This window comes from Cerasicoccus frondis (assembly GCA_031296915.1).
Taxonomy (GTDB): Bacteria; Verrucomicrobiota; Verrucomicrobiia; order Opitutales; family Cerasicoccaceae; genus Cerasicoccus; species Cerasicoccus frondis.
The window spans coordinates 90544-110223 of sequence record JAVDPC010000005.1; the positions used below are offsets into that span (position 1 = coordinate 90544).

Annotated in this window: 18 protein-coding genes; 7 read left to right on the forward strand and 11 right to left on the reverse strand. The window is 53.0% G+C overall.

The features are described from left to right. Positions 1-82: 82 nt before the first annotated feature. The 3 genes from RBB63_RS05515 to RBB63_RS05525 all read right to left on the reverse strand — a co-directional run bounded on the left by RBB63_RS05515 (position 83) and on the right by RBB63_RS05525 (position 4559). Positions 83-877 carry a PEP-CTERM sorting domain-containing protein gene (locus RBB63_RS05515; RefSeq protein WP_309381912.1) on the reverse strand — a complete coding sequence of 265 codons (795 nt, stop codon included), beginning with the start codon at positions 875-877 and terminating at the stop codon, positions 83-85. 167 nt (positions 878-1044) lie between these two features. Continuing rightward, complete coding sequence (locus RBB63_RS05520; protein WP_309381914.1) at positions 1045-2781, reverse strand: sodium:solute symporter family transporter; 1737 nt, start codon at positions 2779-2781, stop codon at positions 1045-1047. 92 nt (positions 2782-2873) lie between these two features. Beyond that, positions 2874-4559 carry an alpha-galactosidase gene (locus RBB63_RS05525; RefSeq protein WP_309381916.1) on the reverse strand — a complete coding sequence of 562 codons (1686 nt, stop codon included), beginning with the start codon at positions 4557-4559 and terminating at the stop codon, positions 2874-2876. A gap of 224 nt (positions 4560-4783) precedes the next feature. Here RBB63_RS05525 and RBB63_RS05530 point away from each other — a divergent pair, with 224 nt between their 5' ends. Beyond that, positions 4784-5905: a substrate-binding domain-containing protein gene (locus tag RBB63_RS05530; RefSeq protein WP_309381918.1), complete on the forward strand. Its 1122-nt coding sequence runs from the start codon at positions 4784-4786 to the stop codon at positions 5903-5905. A gap of 39 nt (positions 5906-5944) precedes the next feature. On the opposite strand, the gene RBB63_RS05535 is transcribed toward RBB63_RS05530, so the two are convergent. Further along, the gene (locus RBB63_RS05535; RefSeq protein ID WP_309381920.1) at positions 5945-6970 is read right to left on the reverse strand and encodes a zinc-binding alcohol dehydrogenase family protein; all 1026 of its coding nucleotides are present in this window, start codon (positions 6968-6970) and stop codon (positions 5945-5947) included. A gap of 482 nt (positions 6971-7452) precedes the next feature. Between RBB63_RS05535 and RBB63_RS05540 the strand changes: the two genes are divergently transcribed. Both RBB63_RS05540 and RBB63_RS05545 read left to right on the forward strand, forming a co-directional pair. Beyond that, positions 7453-8433 carry an alpha/beta hydrolase gene (locus tag RBB63_RS05540; protein WP_309381922.1) on the forward strand — a complete coding sequence of 327 codons (981 nt, stop codon included), beginning with the start codon at positions 7453-7455 and terminating at the stop codon, positions 8431-8433. Positions 8434-8470: 37 nt separating this feature from the next. Beyond that, a complete protein-coding gene (locus tag RBB63_RS05545) occupies positions 8471-8974 on the forward strand; it encodes a Dps family protein (RefSeq protein WP_309381924.1) in 504 nt (167 codons plus the stop codon). Positions 8975-9042: 68 nt separating this feature from the next. Here the strand turns inward: RBB63_RS05545 and RBB63_RS05550 are convergent, their stop codons facing one another. The 6 genes from RBB63_RS05550 to RBB63_RS05575 all read right to left on the reverse strand — a co-directional run bounded on the left by RBB63_RS05550 (position 9043) and on the right by RBB63_RS05575 (position 14640). Next, entirely contained in the window at positions 9043-9690 is a 648-nt protein-coding gene (locus RBB63_RS05550; protein WP_309381925.1) for a response regulator transcription factor, read from the reverse strand. Continuing rightward, positions 9690-11444, reverse strand: coding sequence for an ATP-binding protein (locus RBB63_RS05555; protein ID WP_309381926.1), 1755 nt, complete (start codon positions 11442-11444; stop codon positions 9690-9692). Before RBB63_RS05555 ends, RBB63_RS05550 begins: the two co-directional genes overlap by 1 nt. A 53-nt stretch (positions 11445-11497) precedes the next feature. Continuing rightward, positions 11498-12889, reverse strand: coding sequence for a sigma-54-dependent transcriptional regulator (locus RBB63_RS05560; protein WP_309381928.1), 1392 nt, complete (start codon positions 12887-12889; stop codon positions 11498-11500). A 17-nt stretch (positions 12890-12906) separates the two neighbouring features. Continuing rightward, positions 12907-13296, reverse strand: a complete 390-nt coding sequence (locus RBB63_RS05565; protein ID WP_309381930.1) for a response regulator transcription factor — start codon at positions 13294-13296, stop codon at positions 12907-12909. Between the two features lie 73 nt (positions 13297-13369). Further along, positions 13370-14050, reverse strand: a complete 681-nt coding sequence (gene rpiA, locus RBB63_RS05570) for a ribose-5-phosphate isomerase RpiA (protein WP_309381932.1) — start codon at positions 14048-14050, stop codon at positions 13370-13372. 398 nt (positions 14051-14448) lie between these two features. Further along, entirely contained in the window at positions 14449-14640 is a 192-nt protein-coding gene (locus RBB63_RS05575) for a hypothetical protein (protein ID WP_309381934.1), read from the reverse strand. A 20-nt stretch (positions 14641-14660) separates the two neighbouring features. On the opposite strand from RBB63_RS05575, the gene RBB63_RS05580 reads away from it, so the two are divergent. Both RBB63_RS05580 and RBB63_RS05585 read left to right on the forward strand, forming a co-directional pair. Further along, a complete protein-coding gene (locus RBB63_RS05580) occupies positions 14661-15419 on the forward strand; it encodes an SDR family oxidoreductase (protein ID WP_309381936.1) in 759 nt (252 codons plus the stop codon). Positions 15420-15498: 79 nt separating this feature from the next. Beyond that, entirely contained in the window at positions 15499-16896 is a 1398-nt protein-coding gene (locus RBB63_RS05585; protein WP_309381937.1) for a dihydrolipoyl dehydrogenase family protein, read from the forward strand. A 144-nt stretch (positions 16897-17040) separates the two neighbouring features. Here RBB63_RS05585 and RBB63_RS05590 read toward each other — a convergent pair whose 3' ends face one another. Then, positions 17041-17541 (reverse strand): hypothetical protein, encoded by a 501-nt coding sequence (locus tag RBB63_RS05590; RefSeq protein WP_309381939.1) that lies wholly within the window; start codon positions 17539-17541, stop codon positions 17041-17043. Positions 17542-17881: 340 nt separating this feature from the next. On the opposite strand from RBB63_RS05590, the gene RBB63_RS05595 reads away from it, so the two are divergent. Next, entirely contained in the window at positions 17882-18079 is a 198-nt protein-coding gene (locus RBB63_RS05595) for a hypothetical protein (protein WP_309381941.1), read from the forward strand. Between the two features lie 361 nt (positions 18080-18440). Beyond that, a complete protein-coding gene (locus RBB63_RS05600) occupies positions 18441-19619 on the forward strand; it encodes a peptidoglycan-binding domain-containing protein (RefSeq protein WP_309381943.1) in 1179 nt (392 codons plus the stop codon). Positions 19620-19680 lie beyond the last annotated feature (61 nt).

A 19680-nucleotide genomic window follows, 5' to 3' on the forward strand; every position in this document is an offset into this window, starting at 1 on the left:
AAGATTTTTAAAGCAGCAGCCCTGGATTCAAAAATTTTTTTGTGGGAGTAACCAACGATGAGATAGTGCTAAGATAAGGAGATTATCGACGACGGCGGATCAAGGCCATCGTCAACGTGCAGATGCCGAATAGGGCCGCATAGGTAGACGGCTCGGGAACGGCGCTGATTAAATCACCATATTCCGTGGCGATCACAATGTTATCAAGCGATCCTGTCATCCGCTTGCCATTTGATATAATTCGAATCGAGTCGATGGAAGAGATCGGAGCGCTGTTCGTTAGCAAAGCAGAGCCAAGTGTCGTCGGCAGGCCGTCAGTGAAGACCCAGGCACTGATGTTTTCGTCACCACCAGCATTGAAATCAATTTCTAGCACGAAGGTGACTTCTGTGCCCTCCGTGTAGACACCACCCGAGTCGGACCCACTGGTGCTGTCTGCGCCTCCGTAGAGTAAGAAATACTCATCGGTAGCATTCGAAGTGCGAAATTGAAGGCTAAATTCTTCAGTTGAGTTATTGTTGCTAAAGCCAGAAAGCGCCAATACTTGCGTCTCAAGTATGTCTACTGTTCTTTCTTTAACGCCAGTCCACGCGAAATAAAGCGTGCCGGTTGACTGAGACTCTGCCAACGTGCGGAAATTAACGAATGCGTCCTGGTCTCCAGTGAACGCAGCGCCATCAAGCACTTCAAAGCTGGTCCCGTTCGTTGTCCAACCACTGCTCCAGCCAGAACCGCCAGAGCCGACGGAAGCAAGGCTATTGCTATTGGCATAATCAAAGTATTCAGTTGCGATGAGCTCTGCGTTTGAGCTAAGAGGCAAGAGGCTTAGGGCGGCAGCAACCAGCAAGCAAGGGGTCTTAACATTGCGTTGTTTCATAATTAGAGGGGGTGTTGTTTGTGAAACACTTATTTCGCGGTAAGTGAGTGAATGATGAGGTGATCTTCGGGCTTAAGTTTATCATTTTTATCTAACCACGACAATGGCGATAATTGCTTAAAGTGTGTTGATTACGCCCGCCTAATCGCCTCAATTCCAAGTGACAATTACCAAAAGACAGCATAGAGCGCAATGGTTGCCAGGACGACTCCGCTGCCGCAGATTTTAGCCAATCGGGAACCTTCGAGTTGGATTGCGTGATTCTCCGGCAGAGTAACTGGCGACTCCATGGGCTTCAATTTGGTTAGTACAAGCCCCGCCAGGATGACGATGAAAAAGCAAATCGCCATGCGGTCGAGAAACGCCATTTGGTCCGAATGCCACCACCCCTGCGAAATGAGCAAGGGACCGCCGATCCACTTGAAAAAACCATAGGCAACGACGTTGAGCCCGATCCCAATCGCGCCAAAACAGCGGGGAGTTTTCGGTGAGAAAAAACCGAAAATAAAGACCGCGAGAATGCCGGGAGAAATGAAGCCCTGAAACTCCTGAATGTAAGCAAAAATGCTCGTAAATTTATCCAGTTGTGGCGCAACCAAAGCAGCCAACAGCACAAATAATAGAACGAAGCCACGCCCGACCCGCACCAACTTGATCGGGTCCTTCTCTCCACTGAACTTAGCGTATAAATCGATCGTCGCAATCGTCGACGCCGAGTTCAACATCGACGCCAAGGAACTGATGACTGCTCCGGTTAAGGCTGCTAAAACGAACCATGAAATGAGTGGCATCGGTTTGATCAGATTACGCACCAAGACAGGAAAAGCGCGGTCGTAGTCATATTCGCCAGTCGTTGCATTCAGCAAATCATTGCTGAATAAGTTATATGCGAGAATACCAGGTATCACCACCAGGAAGGGCACCAGCAATTTCAGGAAAGCGGCGAAGACAATGCCCTTCTGACCTTCGGCCAGTGACTTCGAGCCCAAGGTTCGCTGGACAATGTACTGATTCAACCCCCAGTAGAAGAAGTTCGGAATCCACAGTCCGATCAAAAGTGCGGTCCACGGGAGATCTGAATCTGTTTTGGGACGGACCATGTGCACTTTGCCTCCACTGCCATTTTCACCATCGATGGCATCCGCTTCGCCATCCACTCCGTCATTGAGTAGCATGAAACGCTGCCAGGCATTGGCCTGTTCGAGATCTTCGACTGTAGCCGTCGAGTTGGAGACTTTGGTCAGAATGAGTTCCTCGGCGGGCTTCTCGGCCAGGACTGAAAACGCCAATGCCGTCACAATGAGTCCGCCAATAATCAAAGCCGCCCCCCAGACCAAGTCAGTCCACGCACAGGCCTTCAAACCGCCCACAAAAACGTACAGCGCTGCAAAAATGGCAATGAGCCAACAAACTGCAGTCAGGTTATTTAAGACGGGAACTGTGTTATAATACTCCGATACAAACTTACCACCAGAGAAGATAACCGACGAGGTCGTCACGAAGACTAAGGTAATAATAGCAGGGATCGCCATTGCCAGACGAGCGACTCCATCGAAACGGTATTCCAGGAATTCAGGGATGGTGTACAGCCCTGTCTTTAAAAATTTAGGCAGGAACCAGAACGCGACAAAAACCAATGTGATCGCTGCGATCCACTCGTAGGAGGCGATAGCCATGCCCAGCCAGTTCGCTGCGGAACCGGACATCCCAACGAATTGCTCCGTGGATATATTCGCTGCGATCAAAGAGAAACCGACCAGCCACCAAGTCAGCCCACGACCGGCGAGAAAGTAATCCGAGGCGTCTTTCTTATCGGGGCTTTCATGACCGCTACTTTTCCAGATACCCAGGGTAATGACGCCAACGACAGAGATGACGAATAAAACAACTTCCAGTATATTCATGAGACAAATTGAGACGGATAATTTTTAAGAGGAATAACAAATTGGGGAATACGGGTCGCTCGACCTTGCGGCGGCGGGGGACTGTCCGGTTCTCACGGATTGATGACAAACCGCGCAAAGACGTAGCCAAGACTCTCCGGGATCTTCACCCACAAAAGGTCATGGTTTGTTTTCACGTCACCCTCGGGACTCAGCAACTGCCAGTGAGCTTTTCCGAGGCCCAGCCCTGCAGGAATCTCGACGCATGCATGGTCTTCGCTGTTCAGCTCACGGAACACCAGAATGTAGCCTTGGTTATTCTTGGGCGAGATTGACATGAATCCCGTGTAAGCGATCCCATCCGGCTCTTGGCCAATCGGTAGGATTGTGCCGCGAAAGAGTTCCTCACGATGGCGTTTCCATGTCTGAATGAGCGGGGACGCTTTCGCGACATACTCCTCTGACAGGTTCGAGCACTCAAACCAACCCAATGGATTGGAGAACATGACGGTCGCGAAGAGGGTATCCGGCTGATAGCGCGCCGGCGCCAAGGGATCGTTCCGGTATTTTCCGACGTTGCGCTCGTTATTGAGAAATTCCATGCGCAAGCGCTTCGGGTCGACCCAGCGGGACAGTTGCCAAAGATTCCTGAGCGTTTGGTGCGGCCAGTAGTTGCGCCAGTCCGTATAGCGGTTCTCGACAAACAATGGGCCAACGCTCATTTCACCGAAATAGCCTGGGCGTTTGCCCGCAGTGATATCCAGATCGAATACGATTTCGCCCTGACTCTGGGTGAGCACCCGATCAAAGAATGAGTGTAGGTTCGCGCGAGCGAGATCTGAAGTCGCGTTGATGCTATCGACCTTAAAATGTGTGATGCCGTAGTTTCGATACAGCTCTAGCATCTTATCCGCGTCTTTTTGCCAGTTCGCCAAATGATTCCACGAGTCCGGGGCATACCATAGGCCTAGCTTGACGCCCTTGGCCTTAGCGCGTTCCGTAACCTTCGTCAGCCCATTGGGGAAACGCTCCTGGTTGACCGCCCAGAAGTTCGGATCGGCATTCCAGAAGCCCTCCCAAACGCCGCCTTTTTCTTTGGCGTCTTTCGAATTAGCGCTAGCGCCCTGTTGCCATCCGTCATCCAGTTGAACCACTTCGACACCCAACTTTTCGGCGGCATCAATTTCGGCCAGGATAAAGTCTTCGCGCATGCGGCTATCCCGTGAACGGTCGCCCCAGGTGTTACTCAGGAAGCGGGGGAGTTGATGCCCATCGGTGTTTGGGCGGCGGGTCGCTTGCCAATCGTGCAACACTCTAGTCCGCTCTAAAACGCCGCCATTGTAGGTTAAAACGGTCCAAGTGCTTTCTGAGTCGTTTTCATACATCGCGACTGTTGTTTTGCCACTGCGCTTGGTCGTCACTTTGAAGTCGGCTCCCTGGGGGACAGGTCTGGCGTTCGGGAGTGGCGCACGCTTAATGAAAATGAGCCCATTCTGGTTCAGGAAATCCTCAATCAGGAATAAGTTTCCAGTAAGCGTGATGCTACCTTCGTTTGGGTGAAGTAACCACTCATTTTCCTGCACCAGTTCATCGCTGTGATCCGTTGCGTCATGCAGAATGACCTGCGTTAGCTTCAGATGTGGAGACGTGAGTTCCATCGTCTTAACGGATTGCGCTGAATCAGTGGAAAGCCCGGCATTGATGACTGGCTCTGACTCAATGCCTAGCGGGCTTTTATCATCCGCCGACACAGTCTGGCTACCCAAGCCCCAAGAGGATATTCCGATGCTGAGAATCATTAAACTGCGGTTAAATAGATGAAGGGGCTGCTTGGAACGCATTGTTAGGTATCAGGGAGCTGCGGCATTCACCACGTACTCCTTGTGCGCGAGATCGTTCGACGAGTGTAGGAACCCATAATAAGCTATTCGCTGCCCTCCAACAATAGTGATAAGAATCCAAAATGTGTCGATTTCGCTCAAAATGGGGTTGATCTAGCTGACATCCTCATCGACAGTTCAGCATGGTCGCCTCGGTGCTGCATGTTGGAATAACCATCGACGTTTCGAGTGGAGAGGGTCGTGAAATGCTCCGGGGCGCCTCTGATTATGCGCGCCAGCGCGCCAATTGGGAAATCGTGCTGCCTTGTTTTGAGTCTGCGCTCGGGCCGGTCAATGTGCCATATTGGTGCGACGGTCTCTTAATTCGCCCATTGAAGCCGGCCGACCTGGACGCATGTTTGAAGTTTAACGGACCAATGTTCGGGCTGGTCGCAGCCGGCATGGTCGACCACGGAGTCCCTTGCCTAACCAGCAATGGTTCGGAAATCGCGCTTCAGGCCTTTGATCATCTTCGGGGATTGGGCCTGAAATGCATCGGCTATGTCGGATACGGCGGCATCGGTTACTCCGCAATCCGGGAAAGAATATTTTTGAATGCAGCCGAAGAAGCCAACCTCAAGGCGGACATATTCAACATTACGGCGCCGCTCGACCGTAACGATTTAATCACTTGGTTGAAGAGTTTAGCGCCGCCTTTCGGCATCTTTACAGCCAACGATCTACTGGCTAGGGAAATCATTAACTGCGCTCATGAGGCGGGCATTCGCATTCCCGGTGAAATGTGCGTCGTGGGCGCCGGTAACGATGAAGCCATTTGCACGATGTCAAGTCCCACGCTGACCTCGGTCGACCCAGGCGCCTATCAAATAGGATTCGAAGGAGCCCGACGGCTGGATCTGTTAATGCAGGGAAAAAAACCGAAGCAATTTGAAATGATTTCGCCGCTGGGCGTCGTCGAGCGTGAATCGAGTGATATCCGCCTCCAAGACCCATTGATCGCTCAAGTCCTAAGCGTAATTCGAAGCGACGCGCAACGCGGACTAAGTGTCGCGGACCTGTTGGATCAATTTCCCATTTCCCAGAGTTCGCTAAATCGACGTTTCCGTGAGGCGACTGGACGCAGCCCGTATGAAGAGATTCAACGGGTGCGGGTAGAACGAGCCAAATATCTCCTGCGCAATTCGGATTTGAGTAACGAATCAATCGGCGAGGAAAGCGGGTTTCCCACAACCAAGGCATTCTATTTGGCGTTTCGTTCCGCAACAAAACTCACACCGCGAGCCTATCGATTCCAAACCGGCTAGCTTATCAAGCCGTAGACAAGCTTGCACATGGTCGTTTTATTATTTTTCGGGCCAGCCAACCAGAACAGTTTTACCAATAGCTTTACCACTTTCGAGCAGATCATGTGCTTCACGCAAATGCTGGGCGCAGATTGGCTTGTATTCGTTCTTGTTGATAGGATGTAGCTTTCCAGATTCAATGAGCTCAGAAATCTTTCGCAGAATCATTCCCTGTTTGTCCTGGTCTGCAGTTTTAAACATGGAGCGCGTAAACATGAACTCCCATGCAAACGTTGCGCTTTTGCTCTTGAGCAGATTGAGATCAAGCGGGTGCTCGTTCTTTACAATGGAAACGATCTTTCCCTGCGGCTTAATTGCTTCGGCCATGGTTGTCCAATAGGCGTCGGTGTTGTTGAAGTTTGCAATGTAGTCTACATCGGAAAACCCATGCCCCTTGAGTTGGGCCATGATGGACTCCCGGTGGTTGATAACGACGTCGGCCCCCAGCTTCCGCACCCAATCCGTGGTTTCCGTCCGTGAGGCGGTGGTAACCACGGTTAACCCCGCCAACTTCGCCAGTTGAATGGCGATTGAACCCACACCGCCTGCGCCACCGATAATGAAGATGGAGCTACCTGTATGTTGTCCATTGGGATCGATTCCCAGGCGCTCAAAAAGCGCTTCCCAAGCAGTGAGCGAAACCAAAGGGAAAGCGGCCGCCTCCGCTGGCGTCAGGTTTTGAGGTTTGGGCCCGGTAATGCGGGCATCGACCAGTTGATATTCGGCGTTCGATCCTGGGCGGGTAATGTCCCCGGCGTAGTAAACCATGTCGCCAACTTTGAATTGAGTGACATCCTGACCGATGCATTCGACCACGCCAGCTGCGTCCCAACCGAGGATTTTCGAGGCAACATTGTCCTCATTGCCACTGGAGCGCACTTTTGTGTCCACAGGGTTGACGGAAACCGCTTGGACTCGGACCAGCATATCGAAACCGGTTGGCTCCGGCCACTTGGGTAATGTGACGTCAGCCAGAGCCGATGCCTGCGTAATTGGGGAATGTGGTTTCAGAGCGATCGCTTTCATAATCATAATTTTGGTTAATTTGATAAATTCTCAATCTTGCCGCGCTATTTTGTGAACGAAGCCTATGTGGGATCGTAATTCGAGGCGCCATCCAGTGTATTCATATGCTAGGCCAACTTCCTGACAAACGGCTAACTACTTGAAACAGAGTCCATTAGGAAACTTCTCAGCTCATGGCGTTGGGGTTGAAAATTCGTCTCGGACAATTTCTCGTCTCTGCTCACCCATCTTGTCCTCCCTGTGCGGTCCTGTCACGGAACAGATCAATCCGCGGAATTAAGATAGCGGCCCTCAACAGGAGCGGATTTTTGCGCCTGAGTGGGTTCCAGATTTCGGACGGACGTATTTTCAAACCCTATCAATCGCAAGCCTCATATATGTAATTCACTTAAGTTAAATGACTTATGAAATATCGATGTCTGGCATGATTATTGAAATGAGAGCAGGCGCAATTCGCACATCAAAAATCAAATCGCATAATCATGAAAACTACAGAGATCATCGATCCCGCAGAAAATCCAAGTGTCGACCACCACGTGCGCGCCTTTCTGAAGGCGCTCAATTCCAGTGGCGGCCAGCCTATTGAAACACTCTCTGTCGCCGCTGCGCGGCAAGTGCTGATCGACGCCCAGGCAGACGCTGGCGTCACGTTGCCACCCGCCGATGTTGAAGAAAAAATCATCGTGCAGGACGGCATCGACATCAGTTTAACCATCGTTCGTCCGGTCGGCTTGACCGAGAAAACACCGGTATTCATGTTCTTCCACGGCGGCGGTTGGATACTCGGCGACTTCCAGACCCATGAACGATTCGTGCGCGATCTGGTGGTCGGAAGCGGCTTTACCTGCGTGTTCGTCAACTACACGCCCTCGCCCGAGGCCAAGTATCCGACCGCGATTCATCAGGCTTACGCCGCCACGAAATGGGTGGCTGCACACGGTGATCAAATCAACGTCGATGGTTCGCGCCTGGCTGTGGTAGGCAACAGCGTCGGCGGCAACATGTCCGCAGTAGTCGCCTTGATTGCACAGGAGCGCGGCGAACCGGCGATCGCCAGCCAAGTGCTTTTCTGGCCGGTTACCGACGCCAACTTCGACACCGATTCCTACCACGAATTTGCAGAGGGTTACTTCCTGACCCGCAGCATGATGAAGTGGTTTTGGGACGCCTACACCACCGATGAAAACCTGCGCCGGAGTATCTATGCTTCGCCGCTTCAGGCCAGCATTGATCAACTCAAGGGTTTGCCGCCCGCACTAGTGCAAATCGCCGGCAACGACGTCCTGCGCGATGAAGGCGCTACCTATGCCCGCAAGCTGGATGAAGCCGGCGTGGACGTGATCGCTGTTCGCTACGAAGGGCTCATCCACGATTATGGGTTGCTCAATGCCTTGAGCGAAATACCCGCTGTCCGTGCCGCCATCCAGCAGGCGGTGGACGAACTCAAACTGCGCCTGCAATAGGCCCAGTGAAGAACTCACTATCCAGCCATTCACGACGATGAACACAACCTTAGCGATCCAAGACACGAAGCGCCGCATCACCACGCTCTCCCCCTCAGGGGTGGAAGAAATCGGTGAAGCGCTCCGCGACTTGCTGGCCGACGTCTATGCGCTCTACGTGAAAACGAAGGGCTTCCACTGGCATGTGAGCGGTCCGCATTTTCCGGATTACCACCGCCTGCTCGATGATCAAGCCACACAGATTCTGAGCATGGTTGACCCGATAGCGGAGCGGGCGCGAAAGCTCGGGGCGCCGTCACTGCAGTCTATCGGCGAAATCGCGGAGCGCCAACGCTTGCACGACAGCGAGGGCAACGCCCGGGTGGCCGAAGACATGCTGGCCGTATTGCTCTATGATAACCAGGAGCTGACTGGCTATCTGCGATCTGTGCATGAGGTATGTGCGCGTCATCTCGATGTCGCCACTGCAAGCCTCATCGAAAACTGGATCGATGAGAGCGAAATGCGCACCTGGTTTTTATACGCAATTCTGCAACAATAGCAGGGGAAGCAGCTAAGGAAACCCCGCGATGAACCTACCCGGCCGAGCTCAATGCTTGGCCGGTTTTTTTATTCGGAGGGCGGCAGACGCCAGTCAGTCAACCCAAGCTTGTCGGCCATATGGACTAACTCGACAAGAGACTCGGCCTGCATTTTCTGCATGGCCTTGCCGCGCTGAATTTTTACCGTGACTTCGCGGGTGCCCAACTCGCCGGCGATCTGCTTGTTCAGCAGCCCACGGACGACCAGCGCCATGACTTCACGCTCGCGCGGCGTCAGCATCTCATAGCGACTTTGCAGCTCAAGCAGTTGGGACCGCTTTTGGCTGGCGCTGGCGTCGTGGGCGATCGCTTGGCGAATGGCCGACAGTAAATCTTCGTCGGCAAAAGGCTTGGTCAGGAACTCCATTGCGCCAGCCTTCATGGCGCGCACGCTGGTGGGGACATCGCCATGGCCGGTGATGAAAATGATCGGGATTGGAGCGCCTTCATCCACGAGTTCCTGCTGCAAGGTCAAGCCGCCTTGATCCGGGAGGCGCACATCGAGAACCAGGCAACAGGGCGCTGCTGTCGGGACACGATTCAGGAATTCCCGGGCAGACCCGTAGGCGATCACCTGAAAGCCATCCGAACGAATCAGACTGCCCAGGGCTTCGCGCACTGCAGGATCATCATCAACCACATAAACCAGTGGCTCGCTCTCACAGGGGGATTCCATCAATTGCTCTTGTTAGTTGAGTTCACTGGCAGCGTAAATTGAAAGACTGCGCCGCCGCTCTCATGGTTTTCCGCCCAGAGGCGGCCCCCATGGGCTTCGATAATGGACCGGCAGATGGACAATCCGATGCCCAGGCCGTTCTTTTTGGTGCTGTAGAACGCTTCAAATAACTGCTCCGGCAACCCTGCGATGCCTGGCCCGGTGTCACGAACAGCGACAATGATCTGGCTGGCTTCCTCGTGAGCGCTGATGTGGATTTGCTTCGTCGTCCGCGCCTGATTGGCCATGATGTCGGCGGCGTTCAGGATCAGATTCAGGAGCACCTGCTGGATTTGCACTCGATCGGCAATTGGATTGGATAAACCGTCCTCAAGTTCGACCTCGAGCGCAACGCCTTGCAGCTCGCTGTGGGTCAGGGCAAGGATTTCCTCGACTGCGTCTTTTATGCTGAGTGTTTCGCGTTCGGTTTCTTGCTTTTTCAACAGTGCGCGAATGCGAGCGAGGACCTCGCTGCCGCGTTTGCCATCTCGGATAATGCGCTGGATCGCCGCGCAGCCCTCCTCCAAGTTGGGAGGTTCGCGGTTGAGCCAACGCTGCGCGGCGCTGGCGTTAGTAACCACGGCCGCCAGAGGCTGATTGATCTCGTGCGCAATGGAGGCGGTTAGTTCGCCAATGGTTGTCAACCGCGCCACTCGCGCGAGCTCGGACTGCGTTTTTTTAAGTTCCGCTTCGGCGACATCGTGCTCCTGGCGCATTCGGAAAAGAGTAACACCCTGGGCGATATAGTTGGCGGCTTGCTGGAGCAACACCGCTTCTTTCTCGTCAAAAGCCTCGGTTTCCAGGCTGTATAGCAGTAGGCAGCCAAGTGGCTTATCCGCCAGCTCAAGCGGCAGGGCAATGACGCTGTGGGCGCCGCAGGCAGTGGTCCATCCATCATAGTCTGGGTCGTTGCGGCTGACTTTCGCGAAGCTCGGGGCATCTGGCGCTTGTATGGCCTGCTTTGCGAGACGTAGGCCGATGCTGCCCGGGGACCAGGCTGGCGAGCAATCTCCCATATCATCCTGGCAAGCATAGGCCTTTGGCGTAGACCAGTCCGCCGCATCCGCCATCCAGGCAATATGGCAACCGCCAAGCTCCACAATGGTCCGGCAAACCGTGGCCACGAACTCTGCTTCACTTGAGCTGCGAGTGACGGAGTGGTTGATGGCGCTGCGGACGCGCCAGATGCGGTTCAATCGCTGCAGTTCCTTTTCTGCGCGGGTGCGCTCTGCCACTTCTTCCACCAGCCGATCATTGGCGTTCTGCAACTCCGACGTTCGTTCGCGGACTTTTTCCTCAAGCCCCTCCCGCGCCGCCAGCAGCGCAAGTTCGTCTTCGCGTTGCCGACGCGCGAGTAAACCAATAAACGAACCGGTCAGCAGGAAGACGAAAAACTTCGGCAACTCATCGAGCCGGAAGCCGATGGTGAAAAGCGGTTCGGTAAAAGTGAATTCGATCAGGAAAATCGAGAGCAACGTGGCGACGATTGCCGGACCGAAGCCGCCGATCCAACTACAGAGCACGATAGCGCAAACGAAGAAAGGCGTTTGGAAGGACGGAGCGTCAACCGAAGTGCGAAGGGTGTAAGTGATTACCCAGGCCAACGACACCAAGCACAACGCGATCGCCATCCGCACCCCAACGGGGCAACGATAGCGCCAGGAGCGAGAGAGGCCGGCGGCCAAAATTGGAGTCTGTCGTGCTTGCGTCTTCATGGCCCCGGCGTCGATGCACCTGTAAATTTTTTTCGCTTACACATGCCGATGTCTTAAACAGCGCTCAGCTCAGAAGCCGCATTTTTATTGCGAAGACCCATCTTTTTTATGCGGGAAAGCAGCGTGGTGGGCTTGACGCCCAGTAGCTCGGCCGCGCCGCTGGGGCCTTTGATTTTCCAATTGGTTTTTTCAAGCACGATGAGCAGATTGTCCCGCTCGCGCTTGAGCAGCTCTGGCTCGGTGAGAAACTCAGGCTCCGCTGCATGACTTGTCGTTGTGAGTTGAGCGGCTTCCACGGCGACATTAATGGGCAGATCAAATCCCAGCGCGCCGCCTTGGGCGAGGATTACCGCACGTTCTATCACGTTACGCAGTTCACGGATATTTCCGGGCCAGTTGTAATGGCGCAATGTCGCTTCCCCAGCAGGAGTCAGCCGCGGACGCGGGCAACCGGACTCGCGGACGACAAGATTAACGAAATGCTGGGCGATGAGCGGTATGTCCTCGCTACGCTCCCGCAAGGGGCAAACTTCGAGGGGGAAAACATTGAGGCGATAGTAAAGGTCTTCGCGAAAGCGCCCGGCAGCAACTTCGGCCTTCAGGTCACGATTGGTGGCGGCAACGATGCGCACGTCGGCATGCTTGGTGCGGTCGTCACCCACACGCTCAAATTGCTTTTCCTGCAGGGCACGTAAGAGCTTGCTTTGCAGGTCCAACGGAATCTCGCCCACTTCATCTAGAAAGAGGGTGCCGCCGTGAGCGGCTTCGAATCGGCCCACCCGGTCTTTGAACGCACCGGTGAAGGCGCCCTTCACATGGCCGAAGAATTCACTCTCATAAAGTTCCTTGGGAATGGAAGCGCAGTTTACGCGGATGAGAGGCGCGTCCGCTCGCTGACTGCGGCGATGTATCTCCCGGGCGATGAGCTCCTTGCCCGTGCCAGTTTCGCCGAGGATCAACACGGTGGAATTGGTGGGCGCGACCACGGACAATCGACCCAGAATCGATTTAAGCGCCCGGCTTTCCCCGATAATATCCCGGGTGTTATTGATCGTTTCCACCTCGCCGCCATGCTGGCTGCGCATGACTTCCTGCAAGGCCTCCAGCAATTCGTCGGCGTCAAATGGCTTGGTGAGGAATCCCGCCGCGCCGTTCTTCATTGCGCGGACGGACATCGGAATGTCGCCATGGCCGGTAATGAAAATGATGGGGATATCCAGACCCGCCTCAAGTAATTCGTTCTGTAGCCCCAGGCCACTTTGCCCAGGGAGCTCCACATCAAGGATGAGGCAGGACAGTGGACCCAGACGGGCGCGGTTGATAAACTTTTGGGCGGAGGCATACATCTCCACGTCGAAGCCCTCGGCAAGGAGCAGACTTTCAATGGCTTCGCGGACATTTGGATCATCATCGACGATACAGATCGGTGCAGGTTTGGCGGACATGGCGGTTCATTGTTTTATCAAAAATCGGAATGACGCGGTGAGGCCCCTCTCAAGGCGGTTTCCACGCAGGACAAAAGGGCCTCATCTTCGAATGGCTTGGAGAGGCAGTCGACGGCCCCCTCGGCCTTTACCCGGGCTCGCATAGTGGCGTCGCCATGTCCAGTGATGAAAATAGTGGGCACTGCGCGACGCTCCATCGTTAAGGCATGGTGAAGCTCAATGCCGCTCATGCCGCCCAGACGGACGTCCAGAATCAGGCAGTCGACTCGCTTTTCTGGAGCAGCCAGAAATGATTCGGCAGACGGATATAGCTGCACTTGGAAGCCGACTGATTTCAGCAGGCTTTCGAGCGATTCGCGCACCGATTCATCATCATCCACGACACTTATATTAGCGGGGTCATTCATTGGTTGTTCGAGTCCCATTATGCCAGAAATGAGCCAGCGCCGCAATTATACCTTGGTATGATGCCGTCAATGCCTATCGCTGGAACTGCTTCACCTCGGCGCCCAGACCCATCAACACAGTGTGAGCCATGCCGAGAAACAGGCCGTGCTCAACCACGCCTGGAAACCGCAATTGTCCAGCCAGCATTGTTGGATCCGTAATGACGTCGATGTGCAAGTCGATGATGTAGTTGCCTTCGTCCGTGATGAATGGCGTCTGCTTTTGAGCATCATGCCGGATGGCTGGATTTAAGTTGAGTCTACCAAAATGCCGCCACACGGGACGGACGCCAAACTTGATTACTTCTACCGGCAGTGGAAAACCGCCAAGTGGCGTATGGAGCTTCCCGGAGTCCGCGATAATGACTAATCTCCGCGAACAGGCTGCGACGATCTTTTCACGAAGCAAGGCGCCTCCGCCTCCTTTGATCAGGTTTAGCTGGCGGTCAAATGCATCAGCCCCGTCAATGGTCAAATCGACCACTGGGTGCTCTGCCAATGTGGTGATTGGAATGCCCAGACTGCGGGCAAGCGCCTCAGAATTACGTGATGTGGGCACGGCTTTGATTTTAAGTCCCTGGGCAACCCGCTCTCCAATGGCTCGAATGGCATACGCCGCGGTGGACCCTGTGCCGAGTCCAATAACCATGCTATCAGTGACAAGTTTTACCGCCTCCATGGCTGCATCCTCTTTTTCCTCTGCAATCGCTCTCATGCTCTTGGATGATTATTACCGTTTGTTCGGTGAGTCCATGTGAATTGATTGGAGTAATCGCTTCACATCACGCTTAAGCCCGACTTTGGCGTTGAATCCATTATCGTGATCATGAATTAGGCCAATATCGAAAGTATGGGTAAGTCGTTTTCGGCCAATGCGATGGGCGTTGCCTTGCTGATTTGGATTAAGTGGAAAATTCGAACGGTGCGAAGATTCGGCCTTACAGGAATGAGATAATCAGCCCTGATGCGGACCTCCCTGATTAACGTTGTTTAGCCTGTTTGGCATTCGTCGCCAAGGATCGGTTTCATCCAATACGAGCTTTCGTCCACTCGTGGCCAAAGTTTCGAACTATACGATAAATCCTCCTGGATCAGCCATTAGACAATCTCACGCTAGTTGCTCATTTCCAATGAGATATGAAACAAAAACCCATTGGCACGCGGATTGATATAGTTAAGGCCGAATGTCTTCCAACGACGAATCAATGCCTTCTCCATTTGTTTGGCGCCAGACCAAACGGTGAGTTCACCCTGGTGGGTAAAGTTAGGCGTCTCGTATTGGAAACTCAATCCAAACTCAGCCATAACAAGAATCAATAAATAAAATGAAAACCACTGACAACACAATCCTCATTACGGGTGGCGCCTCGGGCATCGGACTTGGCCTTGCAGAGTCGTTTTACGCTCTGGGAAACAAAGTCATTATCGCCGGTCGTCGCGCGGAACTGCTTCAAACCGTCGCCAAGGAGCACCCGGGCATGGAGTGGATCCAGCTCGACGTTTCCAACTCGGATGATATCAAAGCCGTTGCGTCCAAGGTTATCCAGCGGTTTCCCAAGCTGAATGTCTTAATCAACAACGCTGGCGTCATGCGCTTTGATGATCTATCAATGCCCATCGATGAGCGCCTACTCTCTGAGATGGTCAACACGAACCTGCTTGGGCCCATTCGCATAACGAGCGCCCTGATCGAGCACCTGAAAAAGCAGCACCGCGCCACCATTGTCAATAACTCCTCGGTGGTGGCATTTACCCCGCTCGCCTACAATGGCATCTATTCCGCCACCAAAGCCGCCATGCATTCCTACACCATGTCGCTGCGCTTCGTGCTGCAGGACAGTTCGGTGACCGTCCAGGAAATCGCGCCGCCGTGGGTGAATACTGACCTGATCAAGAAGACCGACGATCCCCGCGCCATGGACCTCGATGCGTTCGTCGCGGAAACCATGAAGGCATTGAAGTCGGATGAGCCTGAAGCCCTCGTTGATGCCGCTCGCCCCCATCGGGACAATGCCGGACCCGGCGAATACGCATTCTTCAATCAACTCAATGAGGCGATTCGGCAGGAGCCGCTTCCAGTATAATCCCCGCAAAGTCTGTCATGCTCATCGCCCAATGATCTGGGCGGTGGGCAAGCAGTAAATCAATTAACACTCTATCATTATGAAGCCTTACAAGAATATCGTCATTGGCAGTGGTGAGGGCGGAAAGTTCCTTGCCTGGACCTTGGCCGCCGCCGGTCAATCTACCGTGGTTGTGGAACGCAGCATGATCGGTGGCGCCTGCCCAAACGTGGCGTGCCTTCCTAGTAAAAATTTGATCTACAGCGCTAAGGTTGCTTCGCTGATGAAGCGGGGTGATGAGTTTGGCCTCCCCGCGATGAGTGGGGCTGTCAATATGCACGCAGTTATCGCCCGGAAAAAAGCCATGGTGGAAGGACTCGTCGCGATGCATCTTGATCGATTCAAGTCCAGTGGCGCGGAGTTAATGATGGGGGAAGCCAGGTTTCTGGATGCAAAGGCGTTAAGCGTCACGACACATGATGCACAACAAAAGATCATCACCGGAGAGCGCATTTTTATCAATGTCGGCACGCATGCCTCAGTACCCGATGTGCCGGGCCTGAAGAACTCGCGGCCACTCACGCATGTAGAGGCTCTAAACCTAGAGAATTTACCCAAACATCTGGTCATTCTTGGCGGCGGCTATGTGGGATTGGAATTTGCCCAGGCTCTAGCTCGTTTCGGGAGCAAAGTTACGCTTTTACAGCATGGCGTGCGTCTTTTGGAAAAGGAAGATGATACGGTTTCCACGGCGATGCTGGACCTGATGAAAAATGAGGGAGTCGATGTCATTCTGGGCTGCGAAATAACCGAGGTAAGAGGGCAGTCAGGATCTTCCGTGGCGATTGATTACACAACACGGGGGCAGTTCCAAACCATCGCGGCGACTGATATTCTCGTTGCGACTGGTCGCACGCCGAATACCGCGAGTCTCAATGCTAATGCAGCTGGCATCGAACTGGATACCCGGGGCTACATCTGTGTTGATCCATGGCTGCGGACCAGCGCCCCCGACATTTGGGCATTGGGTGACTGCGCTGGCACGCCTCATTTTACGCACGCTTCATTGGACGATTTTCGGATCGTAAAAGATCAGTTGCTTGGCCCTGGCCTTCGCACTACAGATAATCGAAATATACCATTTTGCCTCTTTACTGATCCCGAGCTTGTGCGAATCGGGCTGAGTGAGCATGAGGCCATTGAGCAGGGGCTAAAATATCGGAAATTACAGATTCCCGCCGAGGCTATATTGCGGACACGAACCCTGTCCGCCACGCGGGGTTTTGTCAGCGCCTTGATTGATGAAAATGAGCGAATTCTTGGATTCACGGCATTTTGCGCTGATGCCTCCGAACTGCTCGCCGCAGTTCAAATCATGATGGCGCTGGATGCCCCCATTACCGCAATTCGCGACCTGATCTTTACCCACCCCACCAAGGTGGAAGGTCTCGGAAGCCTGTTTGCTCAGGCGGTGAAAGAAGATGCTGTTGCCTCATAAGAAAAGTTGAGCCAGAGCAATTCTATCGGCTAAAAGAAAAGCGGTATGTGCCTGATCAGGCAGAAAAAACAGGCCTGGTCACCTATTAGCAATGTGACCAGGCCGGATAAAACGCTACTGTGGGGACTATGATAAAATAGCGCCCTATGCGCTTAAGGACAAGGGCTCGTGGATAAGCGCTTCATATTCATGCGGCATGGTCTCAAGCACGCATTCGACTCCCATCACAATGGAATATGCTTCTCGGCTTTCCGCAAGGTGAAGCAAGCGAACATACTCAATGGCGATATGCCGCGAAATTTTGTTGAACGCCAAAGCCAGTTGCTCACCACCGACATTATCGTTCATGAGCTCAAAGGCCAAGCACTCGAAGTCATATGACAGCACGCACTTTGGCACAATCCAGTCAAACGTAATGCGGCACCCTTCCAAATGTGCTAGCTGCTTGAGCATCTCGCAACGGTCACGACTGCCGTCGATGAAACGCTGCCAGCCACTACCCACAGTGCTATAGGCGGCAGCTTTAGCATGCTCCTCACAAAGTGCGAGCAACCAACGCTCAGTGGCGTAGAGGTTGGAGATTTTAGTTTCGATTGCGTAAGTTGGTATTTTCAGGTTCATGCCAGCGACTATCGCAAAACGCATGCCCGCTCATCGTTAGCTGAGCTAAACATCAGTCTTTCAGAGAGATACAATCTTCGAAAAAAATTTCCGCTAAAGAACCGGCACACCGATCGGATATTTTGCAATGCGAGTTGACTTCACGATGTTGCAAGTTGCCAAAACAACGCGCCACAGCACCTCCAACCAACGACCATGCACTCTGCCTGATCTTCTGCAGAACTCATCCAGTAAAGTGCATGATTCAATTTCCAAGCCAAACATCCAAAAACTCGCTAAGCGCTCTCAGTCAATGACTTAAAAACCCAAACCCGACATTGGCATGTGTCATGATAAGTAGTGGGTGAACCAAAAACAGATTATTATGAAAAACAAAACATCCATCATACTCGCACTCATATCATTCGGCATCATCGGCCTTTTTGCAGGTTGTGAAAAGGATGCAGGCGACCACTTGGAAGACGCCGGTGAATCCATTTCGGATGCAGCAGAAAGCGCTGGTGACTCCATTAGCGACGCCGCTGAAGATGCTTCAGACGAAGTTAAGGACGCAACGAATTAACCAGCATCTAACTAAGTAACGAAGCTGCAATCTTGATATAAATAAGTTAGGTTAGCTAGTAATCAATTCCGATCCCGGAAACATAGATAGCAGCAGCAGGCGGCCGATCCACTCAGTTGGATCGGTCGCATTTTTTATGCGATAAGACAACTGTTCATATCTCAAACAAATTTAGAACTCAAGTAATGCAAAACGAACAGTAGCGACATCTTTTCGATTGCGCATTGCATGAATAGAAAATCCACCGAAACAAAATCGATTACACATCCACATCAATAACAACATCTTACAAATCACAAAACCACATTGGCACAGTTCAAGTTACTTAAGAGGCGAACATTAACTCAACCACGATACCGATATGAACAACAAGATCATCATTACCTGTGCCGCTGGCATTATTGGAGTTACTTCTTTGAATGCTGCTGAATCCGCAGAAGCGGAAGAAAGTAGTTTTTTTGACGATGTAGCTAATTTCTTTACCGGCGATGAATCCACCAAGGCTGAGCACGCCAAGGGCCCCGGCGACCATGAAAGCAAGCACGCTCCTCACAAGGAATATCCTAAGCTTGCACTCGATAAAAAGGCTTCTGCTGAGGAGCGTTATGCGATCACCGACGAAAGCAAGCACCTGCCCTTCCCGGAAGACGCTGCGGTCAACGAATGTTATGCCGAAGTAATCGTTCCGGCCAAATTCGAAACCGTGAGCGAGCGCGTGCTACAGCAAGAAGGGTCATCCCGCATCGATGTGACGCCTGCATCTTACGAGTGGACAGAGCAAACCGTCATGATCAAGCCCGAAGAAACGCGCCTGGAAGTCGTCCCGGCCCAATACAAAACCGTTTCGGAGAAGGTCATGATCGAACCAGCCCGTGAGGAAAAAATTTCCATTCCGGCTACGTACAAGACGGTGAGCGAAAAGGTCCTCGTGCGCCCAGCCACCAAAGTGTGGATGGATGGCGAAGTTGAAGTTGAAAATCCGAACGAGTTAACTGGCGACATCGTATGCCTCGTTGAGAAACCGGCAGAATATCAAACGGTGACCCGTCAGGTTGTCGACCAGCCTACACGCACGGAAGTGAAGCAGATTCCAGCTCAATACAAAACGGTGCAAAAGCAAGTAATGGTTTCCGCAGCCACCACTCGTGAAATCACCATACCTGCCCAGTATGACACAGTGAAGGTGCGCACGGAAAAGACCCCGGAGAAAACCGAGGAAGTCTACATCGAGCCACAATATGCAACCATGACGCGTCAACAGTTGATCGAACCTGCTCACACCCGTTGGGAGCGCGTTCTCTGCGAAGACACAATCTCACCGGAGTTGGCCTGGGAAGTCGAAAGCCGTTTAAACAAGGCTGGCTTCAATCCTGGACCGATTGATGGCGACATCGACGAAACGACCGAGCACGCAATCGAAGAATACCAGATGGCCAACAATCTGCCAATGGGCGGCCTCACGCCCTCCACGCTGGAGCAGCTTGGCATTGTGAACTTCAAGGAAAAGACCTCGGCTCAAAAAGTCGCAACTCTTAATTAATACACGATAACTGTCGATACCACAGACGATAGGCTACGACGCCCAGGGTTAATCCCTGGGC